The 24882-nt window shown below is 73.2% G+C and carries 20 protein-coding genes and 1 pseudogene; 8 read left to right on the top strand and 13 right to left on the bottom strand.

What is annotated here, in order from left to right; genetic code table 11:
* Positions 1-5: 5 nt before the first annotated feature.
* Entirely contained in the window at positions 6-755 is a 750-nt protein-coding gene (locus J4H92_RS05390; RefSeq protein WP_208096911.1) for an NRDE family protein, read from the bottom strand.
* Positions 756-853: 98 nt separating this feature from the next.
* Between J4H92_RS05390 and J4H92_RS05385 the strand changes: the two genes are divergently transcribed.
* Together J4H92_RS05385 and J4H92_RS05380 are read left to right on the top strand one after the other, a co-directional pair.
* On the top strand, positions 854-2131 hold the full coding sequence (locus tag J4H92_RS05385; protein ID WP_208096909.1) for a bifunctional phosphopantothenoylcysteine decarboxylase/phosphopantothenate synthase: 1278 nt from the start codon (positions 854-856) through the stop codon (positions 2129-2131).
* 84 nt (positions 2132-2215) lie between these two features.
* Positions 2216-3427 carry a trans-sulfuration enzyme family protein gene (locus J4H92_RS05380; RefSeq protein WP_208096907.1) on the top strand — a complete coding sequence of 404 codons (1212 nt, stop codon included), beginning with the start codon at positions 2216-2218 and terminating at the stop codon, positions 3425-3427.
* Positions 3428-3446: 19 nt separating this feature from the next.
* On the opposite strand, the gene J4H92_RS05375 is transcribed toward J4H92_RS05380, so the two are convergent.
* Entirely contained in the window at positions 3447-4604 is a 1158-nt protein-coding gene (locus tag J4H92_RS05375; RefSeq protein ID WP_208096905.1) for an FAD-dependent oxidoreductase, read from the bottom strand.
* Positions 4605-4759: 155 nt separating this feature from the next.
* Here J4H92_RS05375 and J4H92_RS05370 point away from each other — a divergent pair, with 155 nt between their 5' ends.
* Both J4H92_RS05370 and J4H92_RS05365 read left to right on the top strand, forming a co-directional pair.
* A complete protein-coding gene (locus tag J4H92_RS05370) occupies positions 4760-5614 on the top strand; it encodes a DUF1684 domain-containing protein (RefSeq protein ID WP_208096903.1) in 855 nt (284 codons plus the stop codon).
* On the top strand, positions 5611-6999 hold the full coding sequence (locus J4H92_RS05365; RefSeq protein WP_208096901.1) for an MFS transporter: 1389 nt from the start codon (positions 5611-5613) through the stop codon (positions 6997-6999). The genes J4H92_RS05370 and J4H92_RS05365 overlap by 4 nt, the downstream gene beginning before the upstream one ends.
* 67 nt (positions 7000-7066) lie before the next feature.
* Here the strand turns inward: J4H92_RS05365 and J4H92_RS05360 are convergent, their stop codons facing one another.
* From J4H92_RS05360 to J4H92_RS05335, 7 genes and pseudogenes are all read right to left on the bottom strand, one after another.
* A complete protein-coding gene (locus J4H92_RS05360; RefSeq protein ID WP_208096898.1) occupies positions 7067-9136 on the bottom strand; it encodes an FAD/NAD(P)-binding protein in 2070 nt (689 codons plus the stop codon).
* On the bottom strand, positions 9133-10149 hold the full coding sequence (locus J4H92_RS05355; RefSeq protein WP_208096896.1) for an ABC transporter substrate-binding protein: 1017 nt from the start codon (positions 10147-10149) through the stop codon (positions 9133-9135). The genes J4H92_RS05360 and J4H92_RS05355 overlap by 4 nt, the downstream gene beginning before the upstream one ends.
* Positions 10150-10211: 62 nt before the next feature.
* Positions 10212-11057, bottom strand: a complete 846-nt coding sequence (locus tag J4H92_RS05350; RefSeq protein WP_208096894.1) for an amino acid ABC transporter ATP-binding protein — start codon at positions 11055-11057, stop codon at positions 10212-10214.
* A gap of 12 nt (positions 11058-11069) precedes the next feature.
* Positions 11070-12047, bottom strand: a complete 978-nt coding sequence (locus J4H92_RS15305; RefSeq protein ID WP_341783015.1) for an amino acid ABC transporter permease — start codon at positions 12045-12047, stop codon at positions 11070-11072.
* Between the two features lie 216 nt (positions 12048-12263).
* Positions 12264-12707, bottom strand: a pseudogene (locus J4H92_RS15300) (GNAT family N-acetyltransferase); the annotation flags it as partial.
* Positions 12704-14140 (bottom strand): NtaA/DmoA family FMN-dependent monooxygenase, encoded by a 1437-nt coding sequence (locus J4H92_RS05340; protein WP_208096890.1) that lies wholly within the window; start codon positions 14138-14140, stop codon positions 12704-12706. The pseudogene J4H92_RS15300 and the gene J4H92_RS05340, both read right to left, overlap by 4 nt.
* On the bottom strand, positions 14137-15420 hold the full coding sequence (locus tag J4H92_RS05335; protein WP_341783005.1) for an LLM class flavin-dependent oxidoreductase: 1284 nt from the start codon (positions 15418-15420) through the stop codon (positions 14137-14139). The genes J4H92_RS05340 and J4H92_RS05335 overlap by 4 nt, the downstream gene beginning before the upstream one ends.
* 207 nt (positions 15421-15627) lie before the next feature.
* Here J4H92_RS05335 and J4H92_RS05330 point away from each other — a divergent pair, with 207 nt between their 5' ends.
* The 4 genes from J4H92_RS05330 to J4H92_RS05315 are packed head-to-tail and all read left to right on the top strand — an operon-like array spanning position 15628 to position 18103.
* Complete coding sequence (locus J4H92_RS05330) at positions 15628-16119, top strand: flavin reductase (protein ID WP_208096886.1); 492 nt, start codon at positions 15628-15630, stop codon at positions 16117-16119.
* Between the two features lie 39 nt (positions 16120-16158).
* Positions 16159-17124 (top strand): cysteine synthase A, encoded by a 966-nt coding sequence (cysK, locus tag J4H92_RS05325; protein ID WP_279550000.1) that lies wholly within the window; start codon positions 16159-16161, stop codon positions 17122-17124.
* On the top strand, positions 17121-17561 hold the full coding sequence (locus J4H92_RS05320; protein ID WP_208096884.1) for a thioredoxin family protein: 441 nt from the start codon (positions 17121-17123) through the stop codon (positions 17559-17561). The genes cysK and J4H92_RS05320 overlap by 4 nt, the downstream gene beginning before the upstream one ends.
* Positions 17558-18103: a DUF4395 domain-containing protein gene (locus J4H92_RS05315; protein WP_208096883.1), complete on the top strand. Its 546-nt coding sequence runs from the start codon at positions 17558-17560 to the stop codon at positions 18101-18103. The genes J4H92_RS05320 and J4H92_RS05315 overlap by 4 nt, the downstream gene beginning before the upstream one ends.
* A 725-nt stretch (positions 18104-18828) precedes the next feature.
* Here J4H92_RS05315 and J4H92_RS05310 read toward each other — a convergent pair.
* The 4 genes from J4H92_RS05310 to J4H92_RS05295 all read right to left on the bottom strand — a co-directional run bounded on the left by J4H92_RS05310 (position 18829) and on the right by J4H92_RS05295 (position 24855).
* Positions 18829-22137 carry a thioester domain-containing protein gene (locus J4H92_RS05310; RefSeq protein ID WP_208096881.1) on the bottom strand — a complete coding sequence of 1103 codons (3309 nt, stop codon included), beginning with the start codon at positions 22135-22137 and terminating at the stop codon, positions 18829-18831.
* 131 nt (positions 22138-22268) lie between these two features.
* Entirely contained in the window at positions 22269-23180 is a 912-nt protein-coding gene (gene panB / locus J4H92_RS05305) for a 3-methyl-2-oxobutanoate hydroxymethyltransferase (RefSeq protein ID WP_208096879.1), read from the bottom strand.
* Complete coding sequence (gene panC, locus J4H92_RS05300; RefSeq protein ID WP_208096877.1) at positions 23177-24034, bottom strand: pantoate--beta-alanine ligase; 858 nt, start codon at positions 24032-24034, stop codon at positions 23177-23179. The genes panB and panC overlap by 4 nt, the downstream gene beginning before the upstream one ends.
* Positions 24031-24855, bottom strand: coding sequence for a DUF2520 domain-containing protein (locus tag J4H92_RS05295; RefSeq protein WP_208096875.1), 825 nt, complete (start codon positions 24853-24855; stop codon positions 24031-24033). The genes panC and J4H92_RS05295 overlap by 4 nt, the downstream gene beginning before the upstream one ends.
* Between the last annotated feature and the right edge of the window lie 27 nt (positions 24856-24882).

The raw sequence follows: 24882 nt of genomic DNA, 5'->3' as shown, positions 1-24882 counted from the left end.
GCCGGTCACAGCCGCGTCGTCGCGAAGTCGAGCCGCCCCAGGCGGGCGGGCTCGGCGAGCGTCGCCGCGTCGAGCCGCAGGCCCGCTCCGGCGGGCTCCGGATCCAGCTCCGCCAGGCAGACGAGCAGCGAGAGCGTCGGATAGCCGTGCGAGCGGTTGTCGCGGATGATCGCGCGGTCGTCCTCGGGCGCGAATGCCGCGCTGCGGCGCAGGATCGACAGCCACCGCTCCCGCCATTCCGGCCCGGGAGCACCGGCGAGCGCCCGGAACTCCGGCAGCCATCTGGCGATCCGCGGCGTGCGCGCCGCGTCGTCGACGTCGTGGTGCGCGATCATGTGCACCCCGGGGGCGAGTCTGGAGGATGTCAGCTCCGCGCCGTCCCACCCCGTCACGCTCGCGCGGGTCCCCTCGACCGATACCAGGTTGAAGTTCGCCGTGCGCGGCCGCCGGAGCCGCGCCCCCTCGACGTCGTCCAGCACCAGTTCGCCGCGGGAGGCGAGACGATTCGACGCCTCCGGGCGGCCATGGGCGTCCGACGCCGCGCGGTTGAGGATGACCGCCAGCCGCCCATGCTCCGCGGACGCGGCCAGCCAGGCGCCGTTCGCGCGCCGGTCGCGGACCCCGACGGTGCCCGGACGGTCGGGCCACCATCTGCCGGGCGGATCCCAGGCGCGGCCCGGCTCCTCGTCCCGCACCGCGAGCAGCCGCAACGACCCGTCCGGCGATGCGGGCACCTCGACGACCACTGTGCACATGCGCTCTCCCGATACCCCGAGCCCTCGACCCCATCGAGCGGGCGATCGGGCTCGGTCCGACTGCTCGGCTGTGTTGAGGATTGTGTAAGGATGAAGTCATGAGAATCGTACTCGGTGTGTGCGGCGGCATCGCGGCGTACAAGGCGGTGGGGCTCGCCAGGCTGCTGGTCGAGGCCGGCCACGAGGTGCAGGCGATCCCGACCGCCGAGGCGCTCCGCTTCGTGGGGAGGGTGACGTGGGAGGCGATCACGGGCCGCCCCGTCACCGACTCCGTGTTCGACGACGCCGCGGAGGTGCGCCACGTGCGCCTGGGCCGGGAGGCCGACCTCGTGGTGATCGCCCCCGCCACCGCCAGCACGATCGCGCGACTGGCCGCCGGGATCGCGGACGATCTGCTGGGCAACACCGTACTGACCACCCGCGCGCCGATCCTGCTCGCCCCGGCGATGCACACCGAGATGTGGGAGCACCCGGCCACCCGGCGGAACGTCGCGATCCTGCGCGAACGCGGCGTCGTGCTCGTCGGCCCCGCGAGCGGCCGTCTGACCGGGACGGACACCGGCCCCGGGCGCATGAGCGAGCCCGAGCAGATCTTCGCGGCGATCCGGGACGCGGCGGCGCGGCGGACGCCCGACGCGCGATGGAACGACGGCGGCGACGAGGATGACGATGCCGGCGCGGCCGTCGACGCCGCCGACCGGCCCCTCGGCGGCGTGCGCCTGGTCGTGAGCGCGGGGGGCACGAGGGAGCCGATCGACCCGGTGCGGTTCATCGGCAACCGCTCGAGCGGCAGGCAGGGCGTCGCCATCGCGCGCGCCGCCGCCGAGCGGGGCGCCTCGGTCGAGCTCGTCGCGGCGAACGTGGAGTCCGCGGTGCTGGAGGAGCTCGACGGCGCCCCGGAGGTGCGGATCACCCCGGTCGGCACGGCGGCCGAGCTGCAGGCGGCGATGGAGGCGGCGGCGGCAGCGGCCGCGATCGTGATCATGGCGGCGGCCGTCGCGGACTACCGCCCGGCCGGGGTCTCCCCCGGCAAGATCCGCAAGGCGGACCATCCGGACGCGCCCCCGACGATCGAACTGGTGCAGAACCCCGACATCCTGCGCGGTCTGGTGGCCCGCCGGCAGCCGGGTCAGACCATCGTCGGATTCGCCGCGGAGACCGCGGAGAGCGAAGAGGAGCTGCTGGGGCTCGGGCGGGCGAAGGCCGAGCGCAAGGGCGCGGACCTGCTCGTGGTCAATCGGGTCGGCTGGACCGAGGGCTTCGAATCGGTGCGCAACGCCGTGCGCGTGCTCGATCGGAGCGGCGAGCCGGTGCTGCGGGCGGAGGGCTCGAAGCGCGAGATCGCCGCCGCGCTCCTGGACCTGCTCGGGCGCTGAGTCCGGTCGCGCGGGCCGGAGCAGGCCACCTACACAGTTCGTCACGATGGGGCGCCGGGTCCGGGCGGGCGGTAGCGTGGAGCCATGACCGAGTCCCGCGACCTGCCCGACAAGCACGCACCGTCCTCGCTCTCCTTCGCGACGCGCGCGGTGCACGCAGGCAACCGCGTGGACGAGGGGACCGGGGCGATCCGGACGCCGCTGGTGCTCGCCAACTCCTACGCGCTGCCCGATGATCCCTCGACCGTCGACTGGTCGGGCACCGAGCTCCCCCTCTACGCCCGCAACTCCCACAGCAACCAGCTGGCGCTCGAGGAGAAGCTCGCCGCCCTCGAGGAGGCCGAGGCGGCGGCGGTCTTCGCGACCGGCGTCGCGGCGCTGCACGCGGTCTTCTTCACCTTCCTGCGCGCGGGCGACCACGTGCTCATCACCGACGTCAGCTATGAGGCCACCTGGCGGCTGTTCGCCGAGCTGCTGCCCGAGAAGTACGGCATCTCGGCGACGTTCGTCGACGCGTCGGATCCGGCTGCCGTGCGTGCGGCGATCCGCGACGACACCCGCCTGATCCACGTCGAGACGATCGGCAACCCCACCACGAAAGTCGTGGACATCGCGGCGATCGCGGCGATCGCGCACGATGCGGGCGCGCTGCTCACCGTCGACTCCACCTTCACGCCGCCCCCGCTCTACCGGCCGCTGCAGGACGGCGCCGACCTCGTCGTGCACTCGCTGACCAAGTTCATCAACGGTCACGGCGATGCGCTGGGCGGCGCGGTGATCGGGGATCGCGCCGCGGTCGCGCGGATCAAGTCGGAGGCGCTGGTCGACGTCGGGGGCGCCATCTCGCCCTTCAACGCCTGGCTGATCGGCAGAGGATCGATCACCCTGCCGCTGCGTCTGCGCCAGCACCTCGCCAGCGCGCAGCGGATCGCCGAGTTCCTGGCCAGAGATCGGCGGATCGCCTACGTCGCCTACCCCGGCCTCCCGGGTCATCCGCAGCACGAGCTGGCGTCGCGCCAATTCGGCGGGCGCGGCTACGGCAGCGTGCTCTCGTTCGCGGTGGACGGGGACCCGGACGCGCAGAACCGGTTCGTGTCGCATCTCCGCGTCGTCACCTCCGCGGTCTCCCTGGGCCATGACGAATCGCTGATCGCCCACGTCGGAACGGAGGGGCCCCGCGTCGCCGCGTATCCCGAGGAGTTCCGCAGATACGGGCACCTGCGCTTCTCGGTCGGTCTCGAGGACCCGGAGGATCTGCTGCGAGATCTCGAGCAGGCCCTCGACCGCACGTTCTGACGTCCGAACCCGAACGAGCTCACCGGCCGTGCGCCGCGAGCCGGAAGCGGCCCGGAGGGGCATCGAGCCCGAGGCTCGCATCGGCGAGGATCCGGCCCACGGCCGGCGCGAACTTGAAGCCGTGCCCGGAGAACCCGGTGCCGACGGTCACCGGGCCGACGCGGTCCAGCACGAAGTCGCCGCTCGCCGTCGAGGTGTAGGTGCAGCTGATCTCCGCGGCGGAATCCGGGTCGAGCCCGGGGAACCATTCGGCGACGTAGGCGCGCAGCTGACGGCGCTTGGCCGCCGTCGCCCCGAAGGGGCGGCGGTCCGGATCGACGGTCTCGCCCACCGCGTGGAAGCCGACCTTCACGCCCTCGCCCGGCGTCTCCATACCGTAGATGTGCCCGCCGCGGAGCTCCAGCTCGGCGTCGTGCGCGATGTGGTTGAACGACGGCCAGGGCAGCCCGGCATCGCGCGCCCGGAAGTGGGCGGGATGCTCCTCGGTGACCGTGAGCTCCGGCAGCCGCACGAGGCCGTCGCACCCGGCACCGCCGAGCAGCGGAGCGCTCCACGCCCCCGCCGCGACCACGACGCCGGCGGCCTCCGCCAGGATCCGCCGCCCCGATCCGGTCTCGACGGTCACCGCGACCCGCTCGTCCGAGGCGGCGTCGATGCCGACGACGCGATGCCCGAAGCGCAGCTCCGCCCCGTGCGCCACCGCCGCTTCGGAGAGGGTGTCGAGCGCTTCGGCGGCCCGCACGACCCCGGCATCGAGGCCCACCAGCGCGTCCCCCGCGAAGCGCATGCCCGGCCAGCGGCGTCCGGCTTCGACCGCGCTCACCAGCTCGACCCTCGCATCACGCGCCCGCAGCGCCGCATGGATCGCCGAGACGGTCTCGTCCGGCCCGTGCGTGACGAGGCCGCCAAGGTCGAGCAGTGCGCGCCCGGTCTCCGCCTCGAGGCGCCGCCACAGCCCCCGGGCCTCGGCGAAGAGGTCGAGGTAGTCGGCCTCCGCATAGGCGTTGTTGAAGTTGCGCGTGGCGCCGTGCGAGGCGCCGCGCTCGTGGTGCGGCTCGAAGCGCTCGAGGAGGAGGACGGACGCGCCGCGACGGCCGAGCTCCGCCGCGGCGGCGAGCCCCATGACCCCGCCGCCGACCACGATGCGGTCGGCGCGTCGTCGTTCTGCCCGCGTCATGCATCCATGTATGCCATGCCGGGCGCCCGCGCCGCAAGCGCACTCGCCGGGGCGGGGCCCTCGGGCGACACACGGCGACATACTCGGAATCCTCTTGCACGGGCCGTGGTTGTCTACCGGCGTACCCCTGCATATCGAGGAGACCGGGAGCCACCATGCCGACGACCGAACACGCAGCGCAGCCGGACGACTTCGCGGCCGCTCACGAGGCCTGGCACGCCGAGGTCGAGCGTGGCAGGGTCGCGCCGCACGGACCGCTCAGCGCGACCGCGCTGCACTGGCTCACGGACGCCCCGCAGGAGTTCCCCGGCGTACCGGGGCGGTGGAGCGCCGACCGCGACGGGGTCGTGACCGTCGTGCTCCCCCCGGATTCCGCCGTGCGCACCTCCTCCGGCGCTCCGCTACAGGCGGCGTCGGAGGGCGTCGCGCGTCTCGGGCCGCTCTCGGGCATCGAGTCGCTGCAGCTCGACTGGGGGGAGAAGCGGATCGAGCTGGCCGCGCGCAGCGGACGGATCGCGCTGCGACCGCGGGATCCCGCGTCGCCCGACCGCACCGGATACGCGGGGACCGCGACCTTCCCCCCTCGCCCGGACTGGCTGGTGACGGCCCGCTTCGTCCCCGCGCCGCGCGACGCGGTCGAGGTCGCCTCCGCGGCGGGCCCCGAGGCGAAGCAGCACTATGATTCGCCGGGCACGGCGGAGTTCGAGATCGGCGGGACGACGCTGCGGCTCACCCTCTTCGGCGATCCGGACGCGCAGTCCCTTCGCGCGATCTTCGCGGACCGCACGGGGGAGGATCTCACCTTCCCGGCCGCGCGTTTCGTCTCCGTCACCCGCGTCTCGGAGCACACCGTCGAGATCGATTTCAACCGCACCACGAATCTGCCCTGCGCCTATTCGGCGAGCGCGACCTGCCCGTTCCCGCCGCCGGAGAACCGGCTGCCCGTCCGCATCGAGGCCGGCGAGCTGCGCCCGGGCATCGCGCCCCCCTCCGCACCGGCCGCGGGGTGACCGACCGCGGCGGGTCCGCGGCGCTGTGGTGCTGCGTCGGGGCCGGCTTCGCCACGCTCGTCGACTCCGCCGTCATCGCCTACGCGGCCCCTGCGGTGACCGCGGGGCTCGCCGGATCCGCCTCCGACGTGCAGTGGTTCCTCGCCTCCTACTCGCTGACCTTCGGTCTGGGCCTCGTTCCGGCCGGACGCCTGGGCGACGCCTACGGGCGCCGCGGGCTGCTGCTCGCCGGGCTCGCCCTCTTCCTGCTCGGCGCCCTGCTCTCGGCCGCGGCGCCCGGGATCGCCCTGCTGGTCGGGGGACGGCTGGTGCAGGGACTCGGCGCCGGATTCATCAGCGCCCAGGTGCTCGGCCTCATCCAGGACCGCTACGCGGGCAGCGGGCGGGTGCGCGCGCTCGGCGCCTACACCGCGGCCGGCGCGGCCGCGGCGGTCGCCGGGCCGATCCTCGCGGGCGCCGCGCTGCTCGCCCTGCCGCCCGAACTCGCCTGGCGGGCGATCCTGCTCCTGCCCGCGCCCTTCATCGCCGCGACCATGTGGGTCGCCTGGCGCCGGCTGCCCGGTGACGCGGCACCCGCCGTGACCCGCGTATCGCTCGATCTGCCGGGGATCGCTCTGCTCGGCGCGCTCGTGGTCGTCGTCACGCTCCCCGCCGTCGAGCCGGGGCTTCCGGCGTCCGCGCTCCCGGCGCTTGCCGGCGCGGTCGTCGGGCTCGGGCTCGGGCTGGTCTGGTGGGAGCGGCGCTACCGCGCTTCGGGCCGGATGCCCCTCTTCGCGCCGCCACTCATGCGCTCGACCGGCTTCCTCGCCGGCAACCTCGTCGCCCTGCTCTGGTTCGGGAGCCTGCTGGCCTCCACCACCGCCGCGACCATCTACCTGCTCCAGGAGCTCGGCGTCCCCGCGCTCGCGCTGGCGCTGATCCTGCTGCCGAGCGCGCTGGCGCGGATGATCGCCGCGCGCTTCAGCTCCCGCGTCTTCACCCGGCTCGGCCCGAGCGCGGTCACCTTCGCGGTCGGGGCGGAGGCCGCGGGACTCGGAGTGCTCGCGCTCGCGACGACCGCGCTCGGGGGCTGGGCGTTCGCCTCGGTGCTGGCCGCGGTCCAGACGGCGCTCGGCGTGTGCAGCGGACTCGGCGAGCCGGCGATCCGCGCCGTCACCCTCGGCCATGCGCCGCGGGGCATGAGCGGCGTCGCCGCCTCGTTCCTGCAGCTGACCCAGCGCCTGGCGGCCACCTTCATGGTGGCGCTGGCCACGGGGCTCCTCCTCGCCGACGGCGTCTCCGCGCCGTCGCTGCGCGACGTGCTCCTGCTGTGCGGCGCCCTGACCGCGGCATCGGCGCTGGCGAGCGGCCTGCCCGCCTTCCGCGCTCGATCATCCGCGCGATGATCCGGCAAGCCGTCGTCCGCGTTCGAGGCGCCGGAGCATCCCGCTACCGACGGATCGCTGGGCGCGGTCAGGCGGTCTGCGCCGTCTGACGCCGGGCGCCCGCCGCCTCGGCCGCGCCCAGCGCCTCCTCGAGGATCGCGCGCGCGACCCGGTCGTGGACGCGGAACGGCAGCGAGTCGATGCCGGGGCGGGTGAACGCACCCGCCCCGGGCACCGAGGTGAAGGGGCCGAGAGCGAACTGACGGGGGGCGCCGGGCAGCGCCCCGCCCTCGAGCACCTCGATCTGCCCGGTGCTGCCGCGATGCGCGGCGTCGGCCAGCCGGAGCTCCGCGACCACCCCGTCCGCCACCAGTCGGCGCAGCAGCGGGTTGTCGCTGCGCGCGGCCTGCGCCTCCGGCAGCCACGCGTCGATCAGCGTCCGAGCCGAGCGCCGAGCGAGCGCCACGCCGGCCCGCGTCCGCGCAGATCCCTCCGCGACGAAGCGGCCCGCCTCATCGTCGAGCGAGAGGCGGAGATCCCCGCCCAGGAAGCGCACCGCCCCGGCGTCGGCGAGGGCGAGCAGCTCCTCCAGCCGGTGTCCGGGCGGGCCGCTGGCGAGATAGCTGAAGAAGGTGTGCCAGCGCTTCGGCAGCGAGCGGGTGCGGCTCACCGCGTTCCAGCGCTCGGGAGGCACCTCGGCGAGGGACGCATAGGCGAACAGCGCCGCGAAGAACAGGCCCTGCACCGCGCTGCGGCGCTGCTCGGTGCGCAGGGAGAGATCACGGACGATGTGCTCGCGGACGCGCGCGGTCACCGCGTCGGCGGGATCGGCGGCGTCGGCCGGGCTCCGACCCGGCCCGGCTGCAGCCCCGGCGGCCACGACGTCCCCGACGTCCGGCGCGAAGACGAGCGGACGGTCGAAGGAGGCGAGATCGAAACGATCGGCGGGATCGGGGACGTGCGCGCGGATCAGCTCCGCGAGCCGCTCCGAGGCGTACCCGCCCGTCTCGGCCAGCACCCGGCGGAGCCGCGGCGCGAACGCCGACCAGTCGCCGACCACGCGCTCGGGATGCCCGGTGAAGAGCTCGCGATAGTAGCCGGTCAGCAGTTCGGCGGCGACGAGCGGCCAGACATCGCGATCGAAGTCGAGCGGCGCGTCGCTCGCGGCGACGCGATCGTGGAAGTCCGGCCCGAGGTACTCGAGCGCGACGGGGTCGCCCACGAGTTCGCTCGTGATCTTGGAGCGGTACGGCACTCCGCGACGCGAGCCGAGGTGCAGGACCGGCTCGCGTCCGCTCGGCAGATACCGCAGCGCTCCTTCGGCATCGCGCGCGAAACGGCCGCCGCGCCCCTCGGTGAGGAGCACGACGAGGTCGACCGCGGCGAGACCCATGCCGCGCACGATCACGTCCTCTCCGGCCGGGACCCAGTCCAGCTCGAGGTCGGCGGTGAAGGCCGGGGCGACATAGCCGAGACCGTGCGCGGCGGCGAACTCCGCGAGCAGGATCGCCTCGTCCGACGGCTGCGCCCCGTTGTGGCCGAGCGCGTAGACGACGATGTCGGCGACGATCCGGGCGCCCGAGGCGAGCTCGACGGCGTACGGGCCCCCGTCGCCGGCATCCTCCGCGGCGGAGACGGCGACCGCCGTGTCGCGCTGCCAGACGACCGACGCGGCCGGGGAGGATCTGCGGCGGACCTCGTCGTAGGCCCAGCCCAGGTAGGCGTTGTTCAGCCGCCGCGTGGGGAAGTCCCGGCCGTTCGAGGTCTCGACCTCGTGGCGGAGCAGCGCATCGGCCCACTCCGGCAGGTCGATCTCGCCCGCGCGCACCAGCTCGACCCACTCGGCGAGCGAGGGGCCCGGTGCGACCGGACCCTCGATGCGGCACGAGGCGTCAGTGAAGAACGCGACGTCCTCGAACATGGAGTTGAGCTTGAGCAGCGGCGACTGATTCCGACGCCAGATCCGTCCGCCGCCGGGCTCGTGCGGGTCGACCAGCCTGATCTCGAGGCCGAGGTTCGGCGACACCGCCGCGTGGTTGGCGAGGAGGCGTTCGAGCAGCATGACGGCGGCGGGGCCGGCACCGATGATGACGATGCCGACCCCGCTGCCGCCGGGTGTCCGGCCGACGCCCGGCGAGGGACGAGGGGCCCGGGTCACGAGCGGGGCAGCCCCGGCGGGTTGATCAGCGCCTCGTCGACCGCCTCGTCGGTCAGGTTCCAGCGCTCCAGCACCTTCGCGTAGTCGCCGCTCTCGATGGCGTGGTTCAGCACGATCGCGACCGGCTCGATCAGCCCGTTGCCCTTGGCCGTCGCGACGCCGATCTGCGCGTTCTCGGGATAGCCGCCGTTGAGGGTGCCGACGACCTTCGTCTCTCCCGAGACCGCGGCCTGGAACGCGGCGGTCGGGTTGGGTCCGAGCGTGGCGTCGACGCGCCCCGAGGAGAGCGCCAGCAGCGCGGCGGCGTTGTCGTCGTAGTAGACGGCCTCTCCCGGCTCCAGCCCGTTCTTCTCGTTCTCCTCGATCCAGCCGAGCAGCACCTTCTCCTGGTTGGTGCCGCTGCCGACGACGACCTTGAGTCCGGCCACATCCTCGGCCTGGGAGATGGAGGTGATGTCGCTGTCGGCCTTCACCGCGAAGGCGAGCACGTCGTCGCGATGCACGGCGAAGTCGAAGAGATCCTTGCGCTCCTCCGTGACCGTGACGTTGGAGATCACCGTGTCGTACTTGCCCGACTCCACGCCGAGCGGCCAGTCCGCCCAGGCGACGTTCTGGGGGTTCAGCTCGAGGCCGAGGCCGTCGGCGACGAGCTGGGCGATATCGGGCTCGACGCCGATGAGCGTCCGGCTGTCGTCCGAGGCGAGCAGGCCGAGCGGTGCCTCGTAGGGCGAGACGGCGACCGTGAACTTGCCCGCCTCGATCGGGGTGAAGCCGCTCGCCTCCAGCGCCTCGACGGCCTCCGGGACCGGATCGATGCGGACCCGGCCGTCGACGTTCGCCGAGGTCAGGTCGAACGGGGACTCCGGCGCGCTCGTCTCGGGATCCTGGACGGCGGCGGTGTCGCCGTCCGCCGGGGTGGCGCAGGCGGTCAGCGCGATCAGCGCGCCCGTGGCGAGGAGCGCCGCCGCCGCGCCGCTGAGGCGGCGGAACCGGCCGTTGGTGATGATGGTCATGGTGTTCCTATTCTTGGGTTGGGAGTGACGGAGGTCTCGACGCGGAGCTCGGAGTTCGGGGCTCAGAGCACCTTGTCGAGGAACTCCTGGGTCCGGGGGTGCCGGGGCGAGCGGAGCACCTGTCGCGGCTGCCCCTCCTCGACGACGCGACCGTGGTCGAGGAAGACCACGTGGTCGGCGACCTCGGCGGCGAAGCCGATCTCGTGGGTGACGATGATGAGCGTGGTGCCGCTGCGCGCCAGATCCCGGATCACGTCGAGCACCTCGCCGACCAGTTCCGGATCGAGTGCGCTCGTGGGCTCGTCGAAGAGCAGGACATCGGGCTCGAGGGCGAGCGCCCGGGCGATCGCGACCCGCTGCTGCTGGCCACCGGAGAGCTGCCGCGGATAGTGACCGGCGCGATCCGACAGGCCGACGCGCTCGAGCAGCCTCAGGGCGCGCTCCTGGGCGGCCTCCCTGCCCTCTCGTCTCAGCGCGATCGGCGCCTCGGCGATGTTCTCCAGGGCCGTCAGGTGGGGGAACAGGTTGAAGTTCTGGAACACCATGCCGACGCGGGTCCGGCGCTGCAGCACCTTCTTCTCGGGCAGCTCGTGCAGACGATCGCCGCGGATCTCGTATCCGATGAACTCGCCGTCGATCGTGATCTCACCGCGATCGATCGTCTCGAGATGGTTGATCGCGCGCAGCAGCGTCGACTTGCCCGAGCCGGAGCGCCCGAGCAGCGCGACCACCCGGCCGGGCTCGACGGTGAGCGAGATGTCGTGCAGCACCTCGTGCGCGCCGTACGACTTGAACACGCCGCGGATCTCCACGAGTCCGGTGGTGCCGGCGGGGCGGGCGCGCCCGAGCGTCGCGCCCGACTCGTCGAAGGAGGGAGGAAGCGAGGCGGTCTGGGCCGATGCGTTCATATTCGGTGCCTCCTACTTCACTTCTGCGGCGATGGCCGCCTGGACGGATGCGGGAACCTCGTCGCGGCCGGCGCGGAAGCGCGCGGGCAGGTCTCGCAGCCACCGCCTGGCGCGCTGGATCGGGGTCGGCGGCAGCTCGCGGGTCGCCCCGCGGGCGAAGTGACGCTCGATGTAGAACTGGATCACGCTGAGCACCGAGGTGAAGATCGTGTACCAGACGGTTGCGACGAGCAGCAGCGGCACCACCTGCGCGTTGCGGTTGTAGATCACCTGCACCGTGTAGAACAGCTCGGGCAGCGCGATGATGAACAGCACCGAGGTGCCCTTGAGCAGGCTGATGATCTCGTTGAAGGCGTTGGGGAGGATCGCGCGGGCCGCCTGCGGCAGGGTGATCCGGAAGAACCGGCGGGCCCGTGGGATGCCGAGCGCCTTCGCCGCTTCGAGCTGCCCCTGATCGACCGAGAGCAGCCCGCCCCTGATGATCTCGGCGGAGTACGCCGCCTGATGCAGCGAGAGTCCCAGGATCGCGGCGGCCACCGCGGAGATGAGCTGCACCGTGTCGAACTCGGCGACCCAGAAGTCGTAGGTGAAGGGCCAGCCGATGCCGAGCGTCGGGAAGAGGTAGCCGAGGTTGTACCAGAGCACGAGCTGCACGATGAGGGGCACCGAGCGGAAGAACCAGATGAAGCCCCAGGCGAACGAGTTGAGCAGCGGGGATCCGGAGAGCCGCGCGACGGCGAGCAGCGAGCCGAGCACGAAGCCGATCACCGAGGAGACCGCCGTCATCCACAGGGTCAGCCAGAGGCCGCGGAGCACGGCGTCGTTGAAGAAGTACTCCGCGAACACGGGCCAGCGCCACTGGGGGTTGGTGAAGAATGTCCAGACCAGCTGGGCGAGCAGGAACACGACGATCGCGCTGATGATCCAGCGCCACCAGTGCCGGAGCGGCACGACGCGGCGGACCGCGCTGGGCTCGTGCGCCGACGGCACCGGGGCGCTCGTTCCGCCGGCCCCCCTCGGCGGCGCGTCGCCCGAGCCCGTCGTCGGCGCCTCCGATTCCTTCGCCGGCGCCGCGGAGGCCGTGCCCGGCACCTCGACGACGACGCCGCGCGGACGCACCGGATGATCGGCGAGCGACTTCTCGAACGGGTGCGCGCCGACCTCCTCCGGCGGCTTCGAGGCGTCGAAGAGGCGCGTGTAGCCGTGCCCGGTGTAGAGCGCCACGGCTTCCGGCTGGCGCGGCCCCGTCGTGAGGTAGACGCGTTGATAGCCGAGGCGCTTCGCCTCGTGCTCCAGCTCGGTCAGCACGAGGCGCGCCAGCCCCCTCCCCCGGAGATCGCTGCGGGTCCAGACGCGCTTGAACTCCGCGGTCGTCTCGTCGTAGCGGAAGAAGGCGCCGCCCGATACGGGCACCCCGTCGCGGAGCAGGAGCAGGAACGCCCCGTCCGGTTCGGCGAACGACGACTCCGGGTAGCGGTTGATCTCGACGGAGGCCGGCTCCCCGAACACCTCGACCCCGTAGCGCGAGTCGTATTCCCGCTCGAGGTCGTCGAGCAGCGGCTTCGCCAGCGGGTCGCTCGAACGGACATAGGCGAAGGTGTACCCGGCCGCTCGACTGGGGCTTCCCTTCGGCGCGGTGACCGTGCTCATACGGCGACCTCCTCTTGCTCGCGCTGCGACGGATCGGACGACGGCGGTTCGGATGACCGGGGCGCGGAGGACCGCGGTGCGCGCAGGCCTAGGTTGGCCCGCAGGGTGGTGGTGCCGGTCGCGGGGTCGATCGGGTATTCGCTGCGGAAGGCGCCCCGCTCCTGGAGCAGGGGCACCACGCGATCGACGAACTCGTCGAGGCCGGTCGGGGTGAGATGCGGCACCAGCACGAATCCGTCCGAAGCTCGCTGCTGCACGTGGCGCTCGATCTCGGCGGCGATGTGCTGGGGCGTGCCGACGAAGGTGTGGGCCTCGGTCTCCGCGATGACGAGTTCGCGCAGGTTCAGGTTCTCCGCCTCCGCGCGGGCGCGCAGCTCGGCCACTCTGGCCCTCCGGTCGGCGACCTTCGTGGCGACCTGTCCCTCGCGCTGCTGGCCGTCGCTCGGCTCCTCGGCGGGGAGGGGGCCCTCCGGGTCGAGACCGGGGAGCGCGCGCCCCCAGATCGCCTCGATCCAGGCCACGGCGGTCTGCGGGCTGATCTGCTGGAACGCGATCGCGCGCGATCGCTCCCGGGCCTCCTCGGCCGAGTCGCCGATCACGAAGGTGGCGCCGGGGAGGATCAGCAGCGAGTCCTCACTGCGCCCCAGGCCCGGGAGCCGCCCCTTCAGATCGCGGTAGAAGCTCTGCCCGTCGGCGAAGGACGTGTGCCGCGAGAACACCACCTCGGCGTTGGCGGCGGCGAAATCCCGTCCGTCCGCCGAGTCGCCCGCCTGCACGATCACGGGACGGCCCTGCGGACTGCGCGGCACGGTGCTGGTCGCGGAGACGTCGAAATATCGTCCCCGGTGGGTCACGCTGCGCACGCGGTCCGGATCGAGGAAGCGGCCGGCCGCGCGGTCGGCGAGCACCGCGTCCCCTTCCCAGGAGTCCCAGAGCCGGGCGGCCAGGCCCACGAACTCCCCGGCGCGCTCGTAGCGCTCCGCGTAGGGGAGGAAGCCGCCGCGCCGGAAGTTGGCGCCGTGGAAGGCGTCGGGCGAGGTGACCACGTTCCAGCCGACCCGCCCGCCGGAGAGGTGGTCGATCGTCGCCAGCTGGCGGGCCAGCTCGAACGGCTCGTTGAACGTGGCCGAGAGCGTGCCGACGACTCCGATCCGCTCGGTGACCGCGGCGATGGCGGCGAGCGCGGCGAGCGTGGCCGGCCGGCCGGCGACATCGAGCTCGTGGATGCGGCCGCCGTGCTCGCGCACCCGGAGTCCTTCGGCCAGGAAGATGTAGTCGAGCAGCCCGCGCTCCGCCGTCTGGGCGAAGCGGCGGAAGGAGGAGAAGTCGATCTGGCTGCCGGAGTCGGGGTCGCTCCAGACGGTCGTGCTGTTCACCCCCGGGAAGTGGGCGACCAGATGCACCTGTCGCCGATCGTTCGCGGCGGCGCTCATGCGGCCCGCTCCTCTGGGACGACGCTCCGGTAGCGGTTCTCGGCCGGGCCCAGGCCGAAACGCTCGCGCAGCGAGGGCCAGCCGGCTCGCTCCCCCGTGTCGGCCGGCGGCCTCGCGGCTGCGAGGCCGCGCGAGCGCAGCGCCGGGAGGAGCGCTTCGGCGATGAGATCGAGGTCGTCGGGCAGGGCGAGCGGGCGCAGCCGCACGCCCTCGATCCCGGCCCGCCGCCACTCGGCGATGAGCTCGATCGCGTGCTCGACGCCGCCCGCGAAGATGCGGGCGTCGCTCGCGAACGGGCGCTCCAGGAGTTCGTCGAGACGGAGCAGCCGTGCGGCCGCGCCCTCGGCGTCGCCGTCGAGGGCGACGACGAGGTCCGCGACGATCCGCAGAGGCGCGAGCCCCCGCGAGGCGCGGTCGTGCTCCCGCTCGGCGGTGCGCACCTCAGCGACGATCTCGGCCGCGCTCTTTCCGCTCGAGGCCCCGGCGTTCGGCGAGGCGTTGTCGGGCGTCACGAACACCACGTCCGCCGAGCGGGCCGCGAGCCCGAAGATCTGGGGCGCGTGCGCGAGCAGCGTCACCGGAGGCTGTCCCTGCGGGCTGCGCGGCACGATCGACGGCCCGGCGACCGAGAAGCGCTCACCCGTGAAGTCGATGTGGTGCAGACGATCCGCGTCGAGGAACCGGCCCGTCTCGACGTCGCGGATGATCGCGTCGTCCTCCCAGCTGTCCCAGAGCCGGCGGGCGACCTCGGCGGCATCGGCCGCCTCGTCGAGCAGCGCCTCGAGCCCCGCATCTGGCGCCCCGGCGACGACTGCGGCGGCGTCGATCTCCGGTGCGGGCCGCCGGCCGAAGGCCGCCGCGTCCTCGGCGCCGGCGGAGAACCGCAGTTGCCAGCCGGCACGGCCCAGGGTGACGTGGTCGAGGGTCTGCAGCGCCGTGGCGACGTGGAACGGCTCGGTGTAGGTCGTCGTGACGGTGGGCACGAGGCCGATGCCGCGGGTGTTCGGCCCGAGCCAACTCGCGATGAGCAGCGCGTCGAGCCGGCCCTCGACGAGGCCGGGGCGCGGGCGCGGGGGCACCTCGCCGTCGAAGAGCCGCTGCCCGCGCAGGTGGAGGGAGTCGTCGATGGTGGCGTAGTCCAGTCCGGCCGTGTCCGCCGTGGACACGAGGTGCTGCCAGTACCGGGCGGTGAACAGCTCGCCCGGACGCGCAGCGGGTTCTCGCCACGCGGCGGGGTGCCAGCCGGCGCCGTCGAGGGCGACGCCGACCGTGAACGGCACGGTAGGATCAGATGTTATGGGAGACATGCGAACAGCTTATGAACGGCACCGGGGGCCGTGGCAAGCGTGTGACGGAGGATGACACGGTGCTGCACCGGTCGACTCGCCGCCCCCGCACCCGCGTAAAGACGCGTAACCTCCGGCCGGTCTCCCACGAGGCGGGCGTAGCATTGTCGAGCTACAGAGACGAAACGGAGTGATGCACAGGTGACCGAACTGCTCGACGCATTCAAGGGGGCCTTCCGCGCCCACCCGGCCGGGGTCGCCATCATCACGGCCGACACCCCTGAGGGTCCCGTGGGCCTCACGGCCTCGAGCGTCGCCTCGGTGTCCGTGGAACCGCCGGCGCTCTCGTTCTCGGTGACGAAGTCGGGAGGGTCCGCGGGAGGGGTGCTGCGGGCTCCGAGTTTCCTGGTGCACCTGCTCGGCGCCTCGCAGGCGCCGATCGCGGAGGCGTTCGCGACGTCCGGCGCGGATCGCTTCACCCCGGAGCAGGGCTGGAGCTTCCTTCCCAGCGGCGAGCCCCATCTCGTCTCCGCGCCGGTGGCGCTGCGCGCGCGCCCCATCGAGATCGTCAGCGTGGGCCCCTCCCGCCTGGTCCTGGCGGAGGTGCTGAGCGTGCACCCCGGGCCCGAGGAGGATCGGCTGCTGTACCAGAACCGCCGGTTCCACGTGCTGCCGCTCGTCCAGGCCGCGTGACCCCGCGGCGGAGAGACACGGAGACAGGAGAACCCGAAGATGACTGATCCCCGGGCGCTGCGCGTCGCAGACGATCTGACCGGGCTGGTGGGCGGCACGCCGCTCGTGCGCATCAACCGGCTGGTACCGGGATCCGGCGCCACGGTGCTCGGCAAGCTCGAATCCGCGAACCCGGCCTTCAACGTGAAGGATCGCACCGCGCTCGCGATCGTCGAGGCCGCCGAGGCCGACGGGCGGCTGAAGCCGGGCGGCACGATCCTCGAGGCCTCCAGCGGCAACACCGGGATCGCGCTCGCCTGGATCGGCGCCGTGAAGGGCTACCGGGTGATCATCGTGCTCCCCGATGACGTCTCGCTCGAGCGACGGGCGCTGCTGCGCGGGCTCGGCGCCGAGATCGTGCTGACCCCCGGCCCGGAGGCCATGGCCGGAGCCAACCAGGAGGCCGGGAGGATCCTGGAGCGGCTGCCCGACGCCTTCCTCGCGGGGCAGGGCGGCAACCCGGCCAATCCGGAGGTGCACGAACGGACCACCGGCCCCGAGATCTGGGAGGCGACCAAGGGGAAGGTCGACGTCTTCGTCGCCACCGTCGGCACGGGCGGCACCCTCACCGGGGCCGGCCGCTTCCTGAAGTCCCGCAACCCCGACGTGCGGGTGGTCGCGGTGGAGCCCGCCGAGGCGCCGGTTCTGTCGGGCGGCGAGTTCCAGCCGCACAAGATCCAGGGCATCATCGGCGGGAACGGCTTCCCGCCCGTCCTCGACCTGAGCATCGCCGACGAGATCATCGGCGTGCCGCAGGACGATGCGATCGCCTTCGCACGATCCGCGCTCGCGCTCGAGGGCCTGCTCGTCGGCATCTCGTCGGGCGCGGCGCTGCTCGCGGCGAAGGAGCTCGCGCTGCGGCCCGAGAACAGCGGCAAGACCATCGTCGCGGTGCTGCCGGACACGGGGGAGCGCTATCTGTCGACCGAGTTGTTCGCGGGGCTCGGGGAGGGCGAGCCGACATGACGCCGATCGCCGCGCTCGGCCTCGTCCTCGCGCTCCTCGCCGTCGCCGCGGTGGTCGGCTGGCTGCTCGCGAGACGGGGCCCGCGCGTGCGCGCCCTGGACGCCGGGGACGGCGGTGAGGGCATCGACCCGCACGAGTTCGGCGCCGAGGAATTCGGTCTCACCGGCACGGTCGTGCAGTTCAGCACGGTGTACTGCACCCGCTGCCCGGCGACTCGACGCACGATCTCGCAGCTGGTCGAGCATCGCCCGGGCGTCGACTTCGTCCACGTGGACGTGACCGATCAGCCGGACCTCGCCTCGAAGTACCGGCTGACGCAGACGCCGACGGTCCTCATTCTCGACGGCGCAGGGGTGGCCCGCACCCGGCTGTCCGGCACGATAGACCGGGCCACGCTCACCAGAGAACTCGATACGACCATCGGAGGCACCAGATGACCGAGCACACGACCGCGGAGACCGCCCAGAAGCCTCCTCCCGGCACCGTCGATCCCCGCTCCCCCCGCTTCGGTGCGGCGATCACCGCGCTGCTGCTGCTCGTGGGCACCTATCTCTCGCTGATCGGCACCTCGGCGCAGGCCGGCCTCGGAGCGCTGCCGCTGAGCGAGCGGATCGCCGACCCGGGCTTCGTCCTCCTCACGATCGTGGCCCTGCTGTTCGCCTGGTCGCTGGTCTCGGCGCGCACCCACCCGTTCCCCGCGCTCTTCCGCGCGGTCGTGCGGCCGCGGCTCGGCCCGCCGAGCGAGTGGGAGGATCACCGACCGCCGCGCTTCGCCCAGCTGGTGGGACTGATCGTGGTGGGCGTCGGCCTCGTCCTGCACCTGATCGGGGTGCCTTGGGCCCTCGTGATCGCCGGCGCGGCGGCGTTCGTCGCGGCGTTCCTCAACGCCGCCTTCGGGTTCTGCCTGGGCTGCGAGCTCTACCTGCTGCTCGTGCGCGCGAAGGCGATCCGCCCGAGCCGCCCGATCTACCACGCCTAAGGGATCGAGCCGGCGGCGCGCTCGTTCCCGCCGCGTCCGCAGCGCTCACGTCGCGCAGCACGAGGGGGACCGCGCGAAGAGATGGACGCGAGGGCCGAGGTCGCGTCGTCGTGCGGGACCGCAGATTCACCAGGGCGGGTCGGGTTCGAGCCGGATCGTTTTCGCTGGTGCTGCCGACCCTGACGGTCGGGTTCCGATGCCTCTGCGCGGTCGGTGAGGCTTCCCGCGCTCGCTCGGCGCCCGGCGTCAACCTGGCGTGTGCAGCGCCCAACCGGTTGCCGGCCGGGCGGTTGCCGGCCGGGTGGTCGGTCGACGTGTTCGCGGCCGGTGGGGCTGCGCCGGCGGAGCACACCGCCGGGTTCCGGGGTCGCTTCCCAATCGCTGTGGTGTTCGAGGGTGTGATCCGGGTCGCAGCGCCTTCCCGTGCCCGGGCCTCATGCAGCCGACGGGCAGTGGCCCGTCGGCTGCGGCGTCCGGCCGGCCGGAGTCGGGGTCGAGGTCTGGAACGTTCATGACACCAGTACAACCCCGCCACCGACATCCGCCGAGCTGCACCCGATCCGACCCCCGAACGGAATACCGAGATCCGGATGCCGATCGGAGGCACGGGCCCGACCACCTGGATCGGTGGAGCGAGTCGGCGAGCGCCCGACCAGACCCGGAGATCCGGGCCGTTCGTGCGGACTACGGCGGCGGGGCCGCCCTGAGGCGATGACGGGGCACGATCAGCGGCGCGCGCCGCGCCGCGCGCCCACGAGCACCGCGCCGACGCCGAGCGCCGCGAGCGCGAGCCACCCGACGAGATCGAGCGGCGCCGAACCGGTGTCGGCGAGCTCCTTCTCCCCGTCCTCCTCGTCCGGGGTCCGCTCCGGCGCCGGCTCGTCGTCGGCCGGCGGATCGGACGGGGGCGCCGGGGCGGGCGCCGCCTCCGCCTGCTCCACGAGGACGCGCGCTCGGGCCAGCTCCACGTTCTGTCCGTCGTGGACGGCCAGAAGGTCGTGATCACCGGGAGGAGTGTCAGCGGGGATCCGACCGCGGAACGCTACCGAGCCATCGGCCTGGACCGTCGCGGTGCCCAGCACCGGCCCCTCGGCGGCCGCTGCCTGCGAAGTGCTCACTGCGGAGTTCGCATTCGCGGCTCCGGCGGTGGTGCCCGTGCCGGCGTGCAACTCGAACCGCACGAGATCGCCGGGTCGGAAGTCGATGCCGCTGGCGTCGAAGACCCCGCCCTGCGGCACCACCTCGGGTGAGAGGGTCAGCACGGGAGCGGGAACCACGGAGAGCTGGGTGTCCGCGGTGCGCCCGGAGGCCGCGCCCGTCGCGACGATGCGGTGCGGGCCCGGCGCGGCGTCGGCGGGCACGGTGATGGTCGCCTCGAAGGCGCCGTGCTCATCCGCGACGAGCGGATCCGGCTCGCTCAGGATCGGCGCCGCCGGATCGCCGAACGCGAGGGTGATCGTCTCGCCCGCCCGGAAGTTCGCGCCCGTGAGGACGACCGTCTGGCCCGGCTGCGCTTCACCCGCATCCGGGGCGAGTGTGGACTCCCCCAGGAGGCCGAACGCCAGCTCGAGGGTGTCGACCGCGCTCAGCGACTGGACGCCGAGTCCGGTGAGGACCGGTCCCTGCGCGCCCTGCCGGACCCCGTCGAGGGCCCGCGCGGTCACCCAGCTCTGCGCGGTCGTCCGCGCGGTGAGGGTGATGTCGCCCGTCTCCCCGTCGAGGGGTGCGAAGTAGAACTGCTGCCCATCGGCGAGGTCGAGGAAGTCCGCCGGCGTTCCGAGCGGGTCGGTGACGAGGCCGGCGCCGGCGGAGTGACCGGAGACGGTGACCCGGGCGGAGAGCGGATCGCTCGGCGCGAGGCTCGCCGCGAGGGTGAACGGCCCGATCAGCTCATCGCCGCTTTCGCGCTGCACCAGCGTGTCGCCGGAGAGCTCGGTCTGCGGCTCGGGGTTCGGGATCGGATGCGAGGCCGCGCGCGCCAGCAGGTGGGTGTAGAGGTGCACGACGTTCGTATTGTTGGCGTACTGCCGGAACGACTCGTTCGGCTGAGCGCCGAAGACGCCGAAGCCCTCGAACGACACCGCGCCGATCTCGACGGGCTGTTCGGGGTCGTGCGCGCCCGTGAAGACCAGACGGAGATCCGTCGTCCAGGATCCGTAGCTCGCACCCGGCGGGATGTTTCCGCTGACCCGCGTCTCGGCGCTGCCTCCCGCGAAGGAGTGCGTCACCGCGCTCGTGGACACGTCCTGGTAGGTGGCGCCGCCGTCGAAGCTGCGCTGCAGTTTCCAGCCGGTCGGCGTGTTCGCCTGGGCGCCGCCATCGAGCGAGGCGACCGAGTAGGATCGCGGCTCGAACCTGGCGGGGAACGTGAAGTCGAGGGTGGCCTCGCCCGCCGCATTCGCGCGCCACCCCGAGGCGGACTCCGCGTTCAGCACCCTCTCCGCGGAGAAGCCGTCGGCGGTCGACGAGGCCGTCACGGCGACCGGGTCGGCGTATCGGGTGGTATCGAGGTCCTTGCCGTCGGTGAAGTGCCAGATCGCCGCCTGAGCGCCCGCGTAGGCCTCCCAGGACTTGATGTTGCCGGCGCTCGGCGCGACCAGGCCCGCGTTCTTGAGCGCGGCCGTGAGATTCGCGAGGCTCGTGTTCGGATAGGCGTCGCTGAGGATCCGAGCGACCTCTTCCTGTCCGTCGTTGTCGGCGAGCTTCGCGGCGGCGTTCCAGTCCTTCTCCGTGAACCTGGTCTGGTCGGCGACGTTCGGCCCCAGCGGCGTGTTCGCGCCGGTGCCGGGGAAGTCAGCCGAATAGGCGTCGAGGCCCGGCGTGCCGATCCCCGCGAGGCCGATGGCGTCCGTGGTCGTCGAGGTGCCGTCGGTGAAGACGATGTTCTGCAGGGTCGCGCTCTGCTCGCCGGGCTGGTTGTAGACGAACTCCCGCTCGGTCGCGGAGCCGTCGGGGTCGAAGTCGCCCGGGTTGCTCTGGTCGAGCACCCAGCTCGCGGTGAGCGCGTGGGTGGCGTTCTGCGTGTCGGTGGAGGTGACCGCCAGCGTCTCCCGCACCGCGTTCGGCGAGACGTGCTGCCGCCCGAAGGCCGCGTTCACCACGGTGCTCGTCACGTCGACGGTGGTCGCGGTGACCGTGGCACTGCCCGGCGCCGCGGGCGACGCGGTCGGCCGCAGCCAGAATCGCGTGCCGGGGGCCTGGGGGCCGGAGACCGCGACGCCCTGCTCGTCGATGACGACGGCGGGACCGCTGACGCTCAGCGTGGCGTTGACGCTCGACTCGAGCGCGAAGGGGCCGAACGACGCTCCGGGTTCGACCGAGAACGGATCCCGGCCCGTCTCGGAGACGACCTCGACGGTCGGCGGATCGGGCGTGCTCGCGACCGCATCCGCGGACTGTTCGAGCAGGTAGCGGTAGAGGATCTTGATGCGGTCGTTGTTCGGGGTCGTGTTCGCGAGGTCGAGGTCGACGCCGTCGGTCAGATGCCAGATCGCCGCCTGCGTGCCGGCGATGCCCTCGGCGACCTGCCACCAGCTGGCGGTCGGGAAATCGGTGTAGCCCGCGGCGCGGATGTCGTCGCGCAGCGCGTTGAGGCTGGAGGAGGTGCCGACCGCCGGGTAGGAGTTCTTGAGGATCCACTCGATCCGGCCCCGGTTCGCCTGGGCCGTCGCGGAGAGCGCGGCGGCCCCGTGCGGCGGCGCGTCGCTCACCCAGTCGGCCTGCGTGTACTCGTTGTTCGTCGTGGGCGAGGTGCCGTGGAAGTCCACCGAATAGCTGCTCTGCGTCGCCGCGCCGCTCTGCCCCTGGAGCGTCCAGAGCCGCGTGACGGTGTTGGAGCCCGAGCCGTCGAAGCGGATGCTCGTTCCGCTGTTGCTCGTCGGATTGATGATCCGGTAGGTGTCGCCGACGGCGGCGACGGCGGGGCTCGCCGCGATGCCGATCGCGGGGAGCAGGAGCAGGGCTCCCAGTGCGGCGGCGCCGATGCTGCGGAGTGTCGGGCGTGTCCCGTTGCGGGTTCTGGTGTGTGCGCTCATCAGAGAAGCAGCTTATGGGAACGCGAAGCAATACTTATAATTCGCCTGTCATATTTCGTGATGTGAACGCGCCCTCCGCACGCGGCGCGGCGCGCGGGTCGCCTCCCCCACTCCTCCCGACCGGCGGGTCCTCAGGACACCGAGGCGGCGGCCTCCAGTGCGGCGCGCACGGCCTCCGGCGACGCCGGATACTGGTGCTCGGGCGCCGGGAACGCCCCCGAGCGGACCTCGGCGGCGTAGGCCTCGATGCCGCCGACGACGGCATCGCCGAGTTCCGCGAACCGCTTCACGAATCTGGCTTGGCGTCCCTCGGTGATCCCGAGCAGGTCGTGGAGCACGAGCACCTGCCCGTCGGCCGGCCCGGCGCCGATCCCGATCACTGGGATCTCGAGCCTCGGGAGCACCGCGGCGACGACCTCGCTCGGCACCGCCTCGATCACGAGCGCGCTCGCGCCCGCGGCCTGCACGGCCAGCGCGTCGGTCACGACGCGGCGAGCGCTCTCGGCGGTGCGGCCCTGCGCCCGCAGTCCGCCGAGCTGGGTCGCCGTCTGCGGCGTCAGCCCCACATGCCCGACGACCGGGATGCCGGCGGCGACGATGGCGCGGATCCGACTGGCCCGGTCCGGGTTGCCGCCCTCGAGCTTCACGGCGTCGGCTCCGGCCTCGCGCACGAAGCGCACCGCGGTCTCGACGGCCTGCGCGTCGGACGCCTCGGTCGAGCCGAACGGGAGGTCGCACACGACGAGGGCGCGGTCGGCGCCGCGGCGCACCGCCGCGGACAGGGTGATCATCTCGTCGACCGAGACCCGCACGGTGGCGTCGTAGCCGAGCACCACCTGCGCCCCGGAGTCCCCGACCAGCAGCATGTCGGCCCCGGCGCGCTCCGCGAGCCGGGCGCCCGGATGGTCGTAGGCCGTCACCATGACGATGGGTTCGGCCTGCGCCTTCATCTCAGTCAGGCGGGTGAGCGTGATCCTGGCGGCGGGCGCAGCGGGCTGCGACAGGAGAGGCGTTGGCGCGGGGGTCGTCGGCACGGGGGTCATCCTTCGATCGGAGCGGGGTCGAGCAGTTCGTTGTCGATCAGCCGGGTCGCGCCGATGCGCACGGCCACCGCGAGCACGGTGGGCGCCGTCACGACGGCGACCGGCTCCAGCGTCTCGGGGTGCACGAGGGCGAGGTACTCCACCCCGAGACCGGGGCGATCGAGCGCGCGTCCGGCGCGGATCCGGATCTCCTCGGCGTCCGCGACGCCCTGGCGGACCGCCGCGACGGCGGCCGACAGCGCGGCCGGAACCGCCGCTGCGAGACGACGCTCCTCCGGGCCGAGACCGACGTTGCGGCTCGAACGCGCGAGCCCGTCCGGCTCCCGCACGGTCGGGCAGCCCACGATGCGGGTGGGGAGGCCGAGATCGGCGACGAGACGGCGGACGAGGAGCAGCTGCTGGAAGTCCTTCCGACCGAAGTAGGCCGCATCGGGGCGCACCAGGATCAGCAGCTTGCTCACCACCGTGGCGACGCCGTCGAAATGGGCGCGACCGCGCGCGGCGCCCTCCAGCGATTCGGCGACGGCGCCTCCGACGCTCACGGTGGTGCGGAAGCCGGGCGGGTAGATCTCCCCCGCTTCCGGAGCGAAGAGGAGATCGACGCCCGAGGCCTCCGCGAGTTCGATGTCCCGCGCTTCGTCGCGCGGGTAGGCGGCGAGATCCTCGCCGCGATCGAACTGAGCGGGGTTCACGAAGATCGACAGGACGACCGTGCCGTGAGCGGCGCGCGCGGCGCGCAGCAGCGAGAGATGCCCCTCGTGCAACGCGCCCATCGTGGGGACGAAGCCGATGCCGCCCGAGCGCAGGGGCTCGAGTCGCGCGCGGAGCTCGGCCGCGGTGCGGATGATCCTCATCGGACGCGATCCTGCTCCGCCGAGACGGCCCGGCTCTCGTCCGCGAGATCCCGCGTGGCCGCCAGCAGGGCGTCGAAGAGCGCGAGCCGCTCCGGCGAGCGCGACGCGACGGCCTCCCGCTGCCTCGCCACGGTCTCCTCGTCTCCGCGGGCCACGGGCCCGGTCAGCGCGATCGGCGCGCCGAGCTCCGCCCAGTTGCGCAGGGCGGACTCCACCAGCGGCACGAGCGCGCGCCTCGGCACACCGGCGGTCGCGGCGAGCCGCTCCGCGAAGCCCTCGACGGCGATCAGGAAGTTGGCGGCGATCGAAGCGGCCGCGTGGTAGGCCGCGCGGTCGCGGTCGGCGACCGTGAACGGCGTCATCCCGAGATCCCGAGCGAGCCGCTCCGCCGTCGCGAGCGCCCGCTCGCTGCTGCCGACGACCGCGGCGTGGCTGCCGCGGAGGGCCGAGCCCGCGGCGGTGCGGGCGCCCTCCCCCGACTCGCGCGATTCGCCCGCGAGCGGCTCCCCCGCTGCCGCCACCGAGGTGAGCGGGTGCAGGCCGAAGGCCTCGTGCGGCCGCAGCGCTTCGAGCGTGGTCGCGCCGGAGAGGTGCCCGACGAGCCGGCCCGGCTCGATCAGCGCGGCCGCCTGGGGGATGGCGGCATCGGGCACGGCGAGCAGCACGATGCCGGCGCCCGCCCCGGTCGCCCCGCGGGGGGCGGGCTCGGGGGTGTCGTAGCCCGCGCCGCGGAGCGCCGCGACGAGCGCAGCGGCCATCCGGCCGGCACCGGAGGATCCGGCGCCGACGACCTGAACGCGCGGTAGGGCCTGCCGCGGCATCAGCGACTCCCGCCCGGCTCGGGGACC

The organism is Leucobacter weissii (genome assembly GCF_017565745.1).
GTDB lineage: Bacteria > Actinomycetota > Actinomycetes > Actinomycetales > Microbacteriaceae > Leucobacter > Leucobacter weissii.
This window is presented reverse-complemented; position numbering and strand designations above follow the sequence as displayed.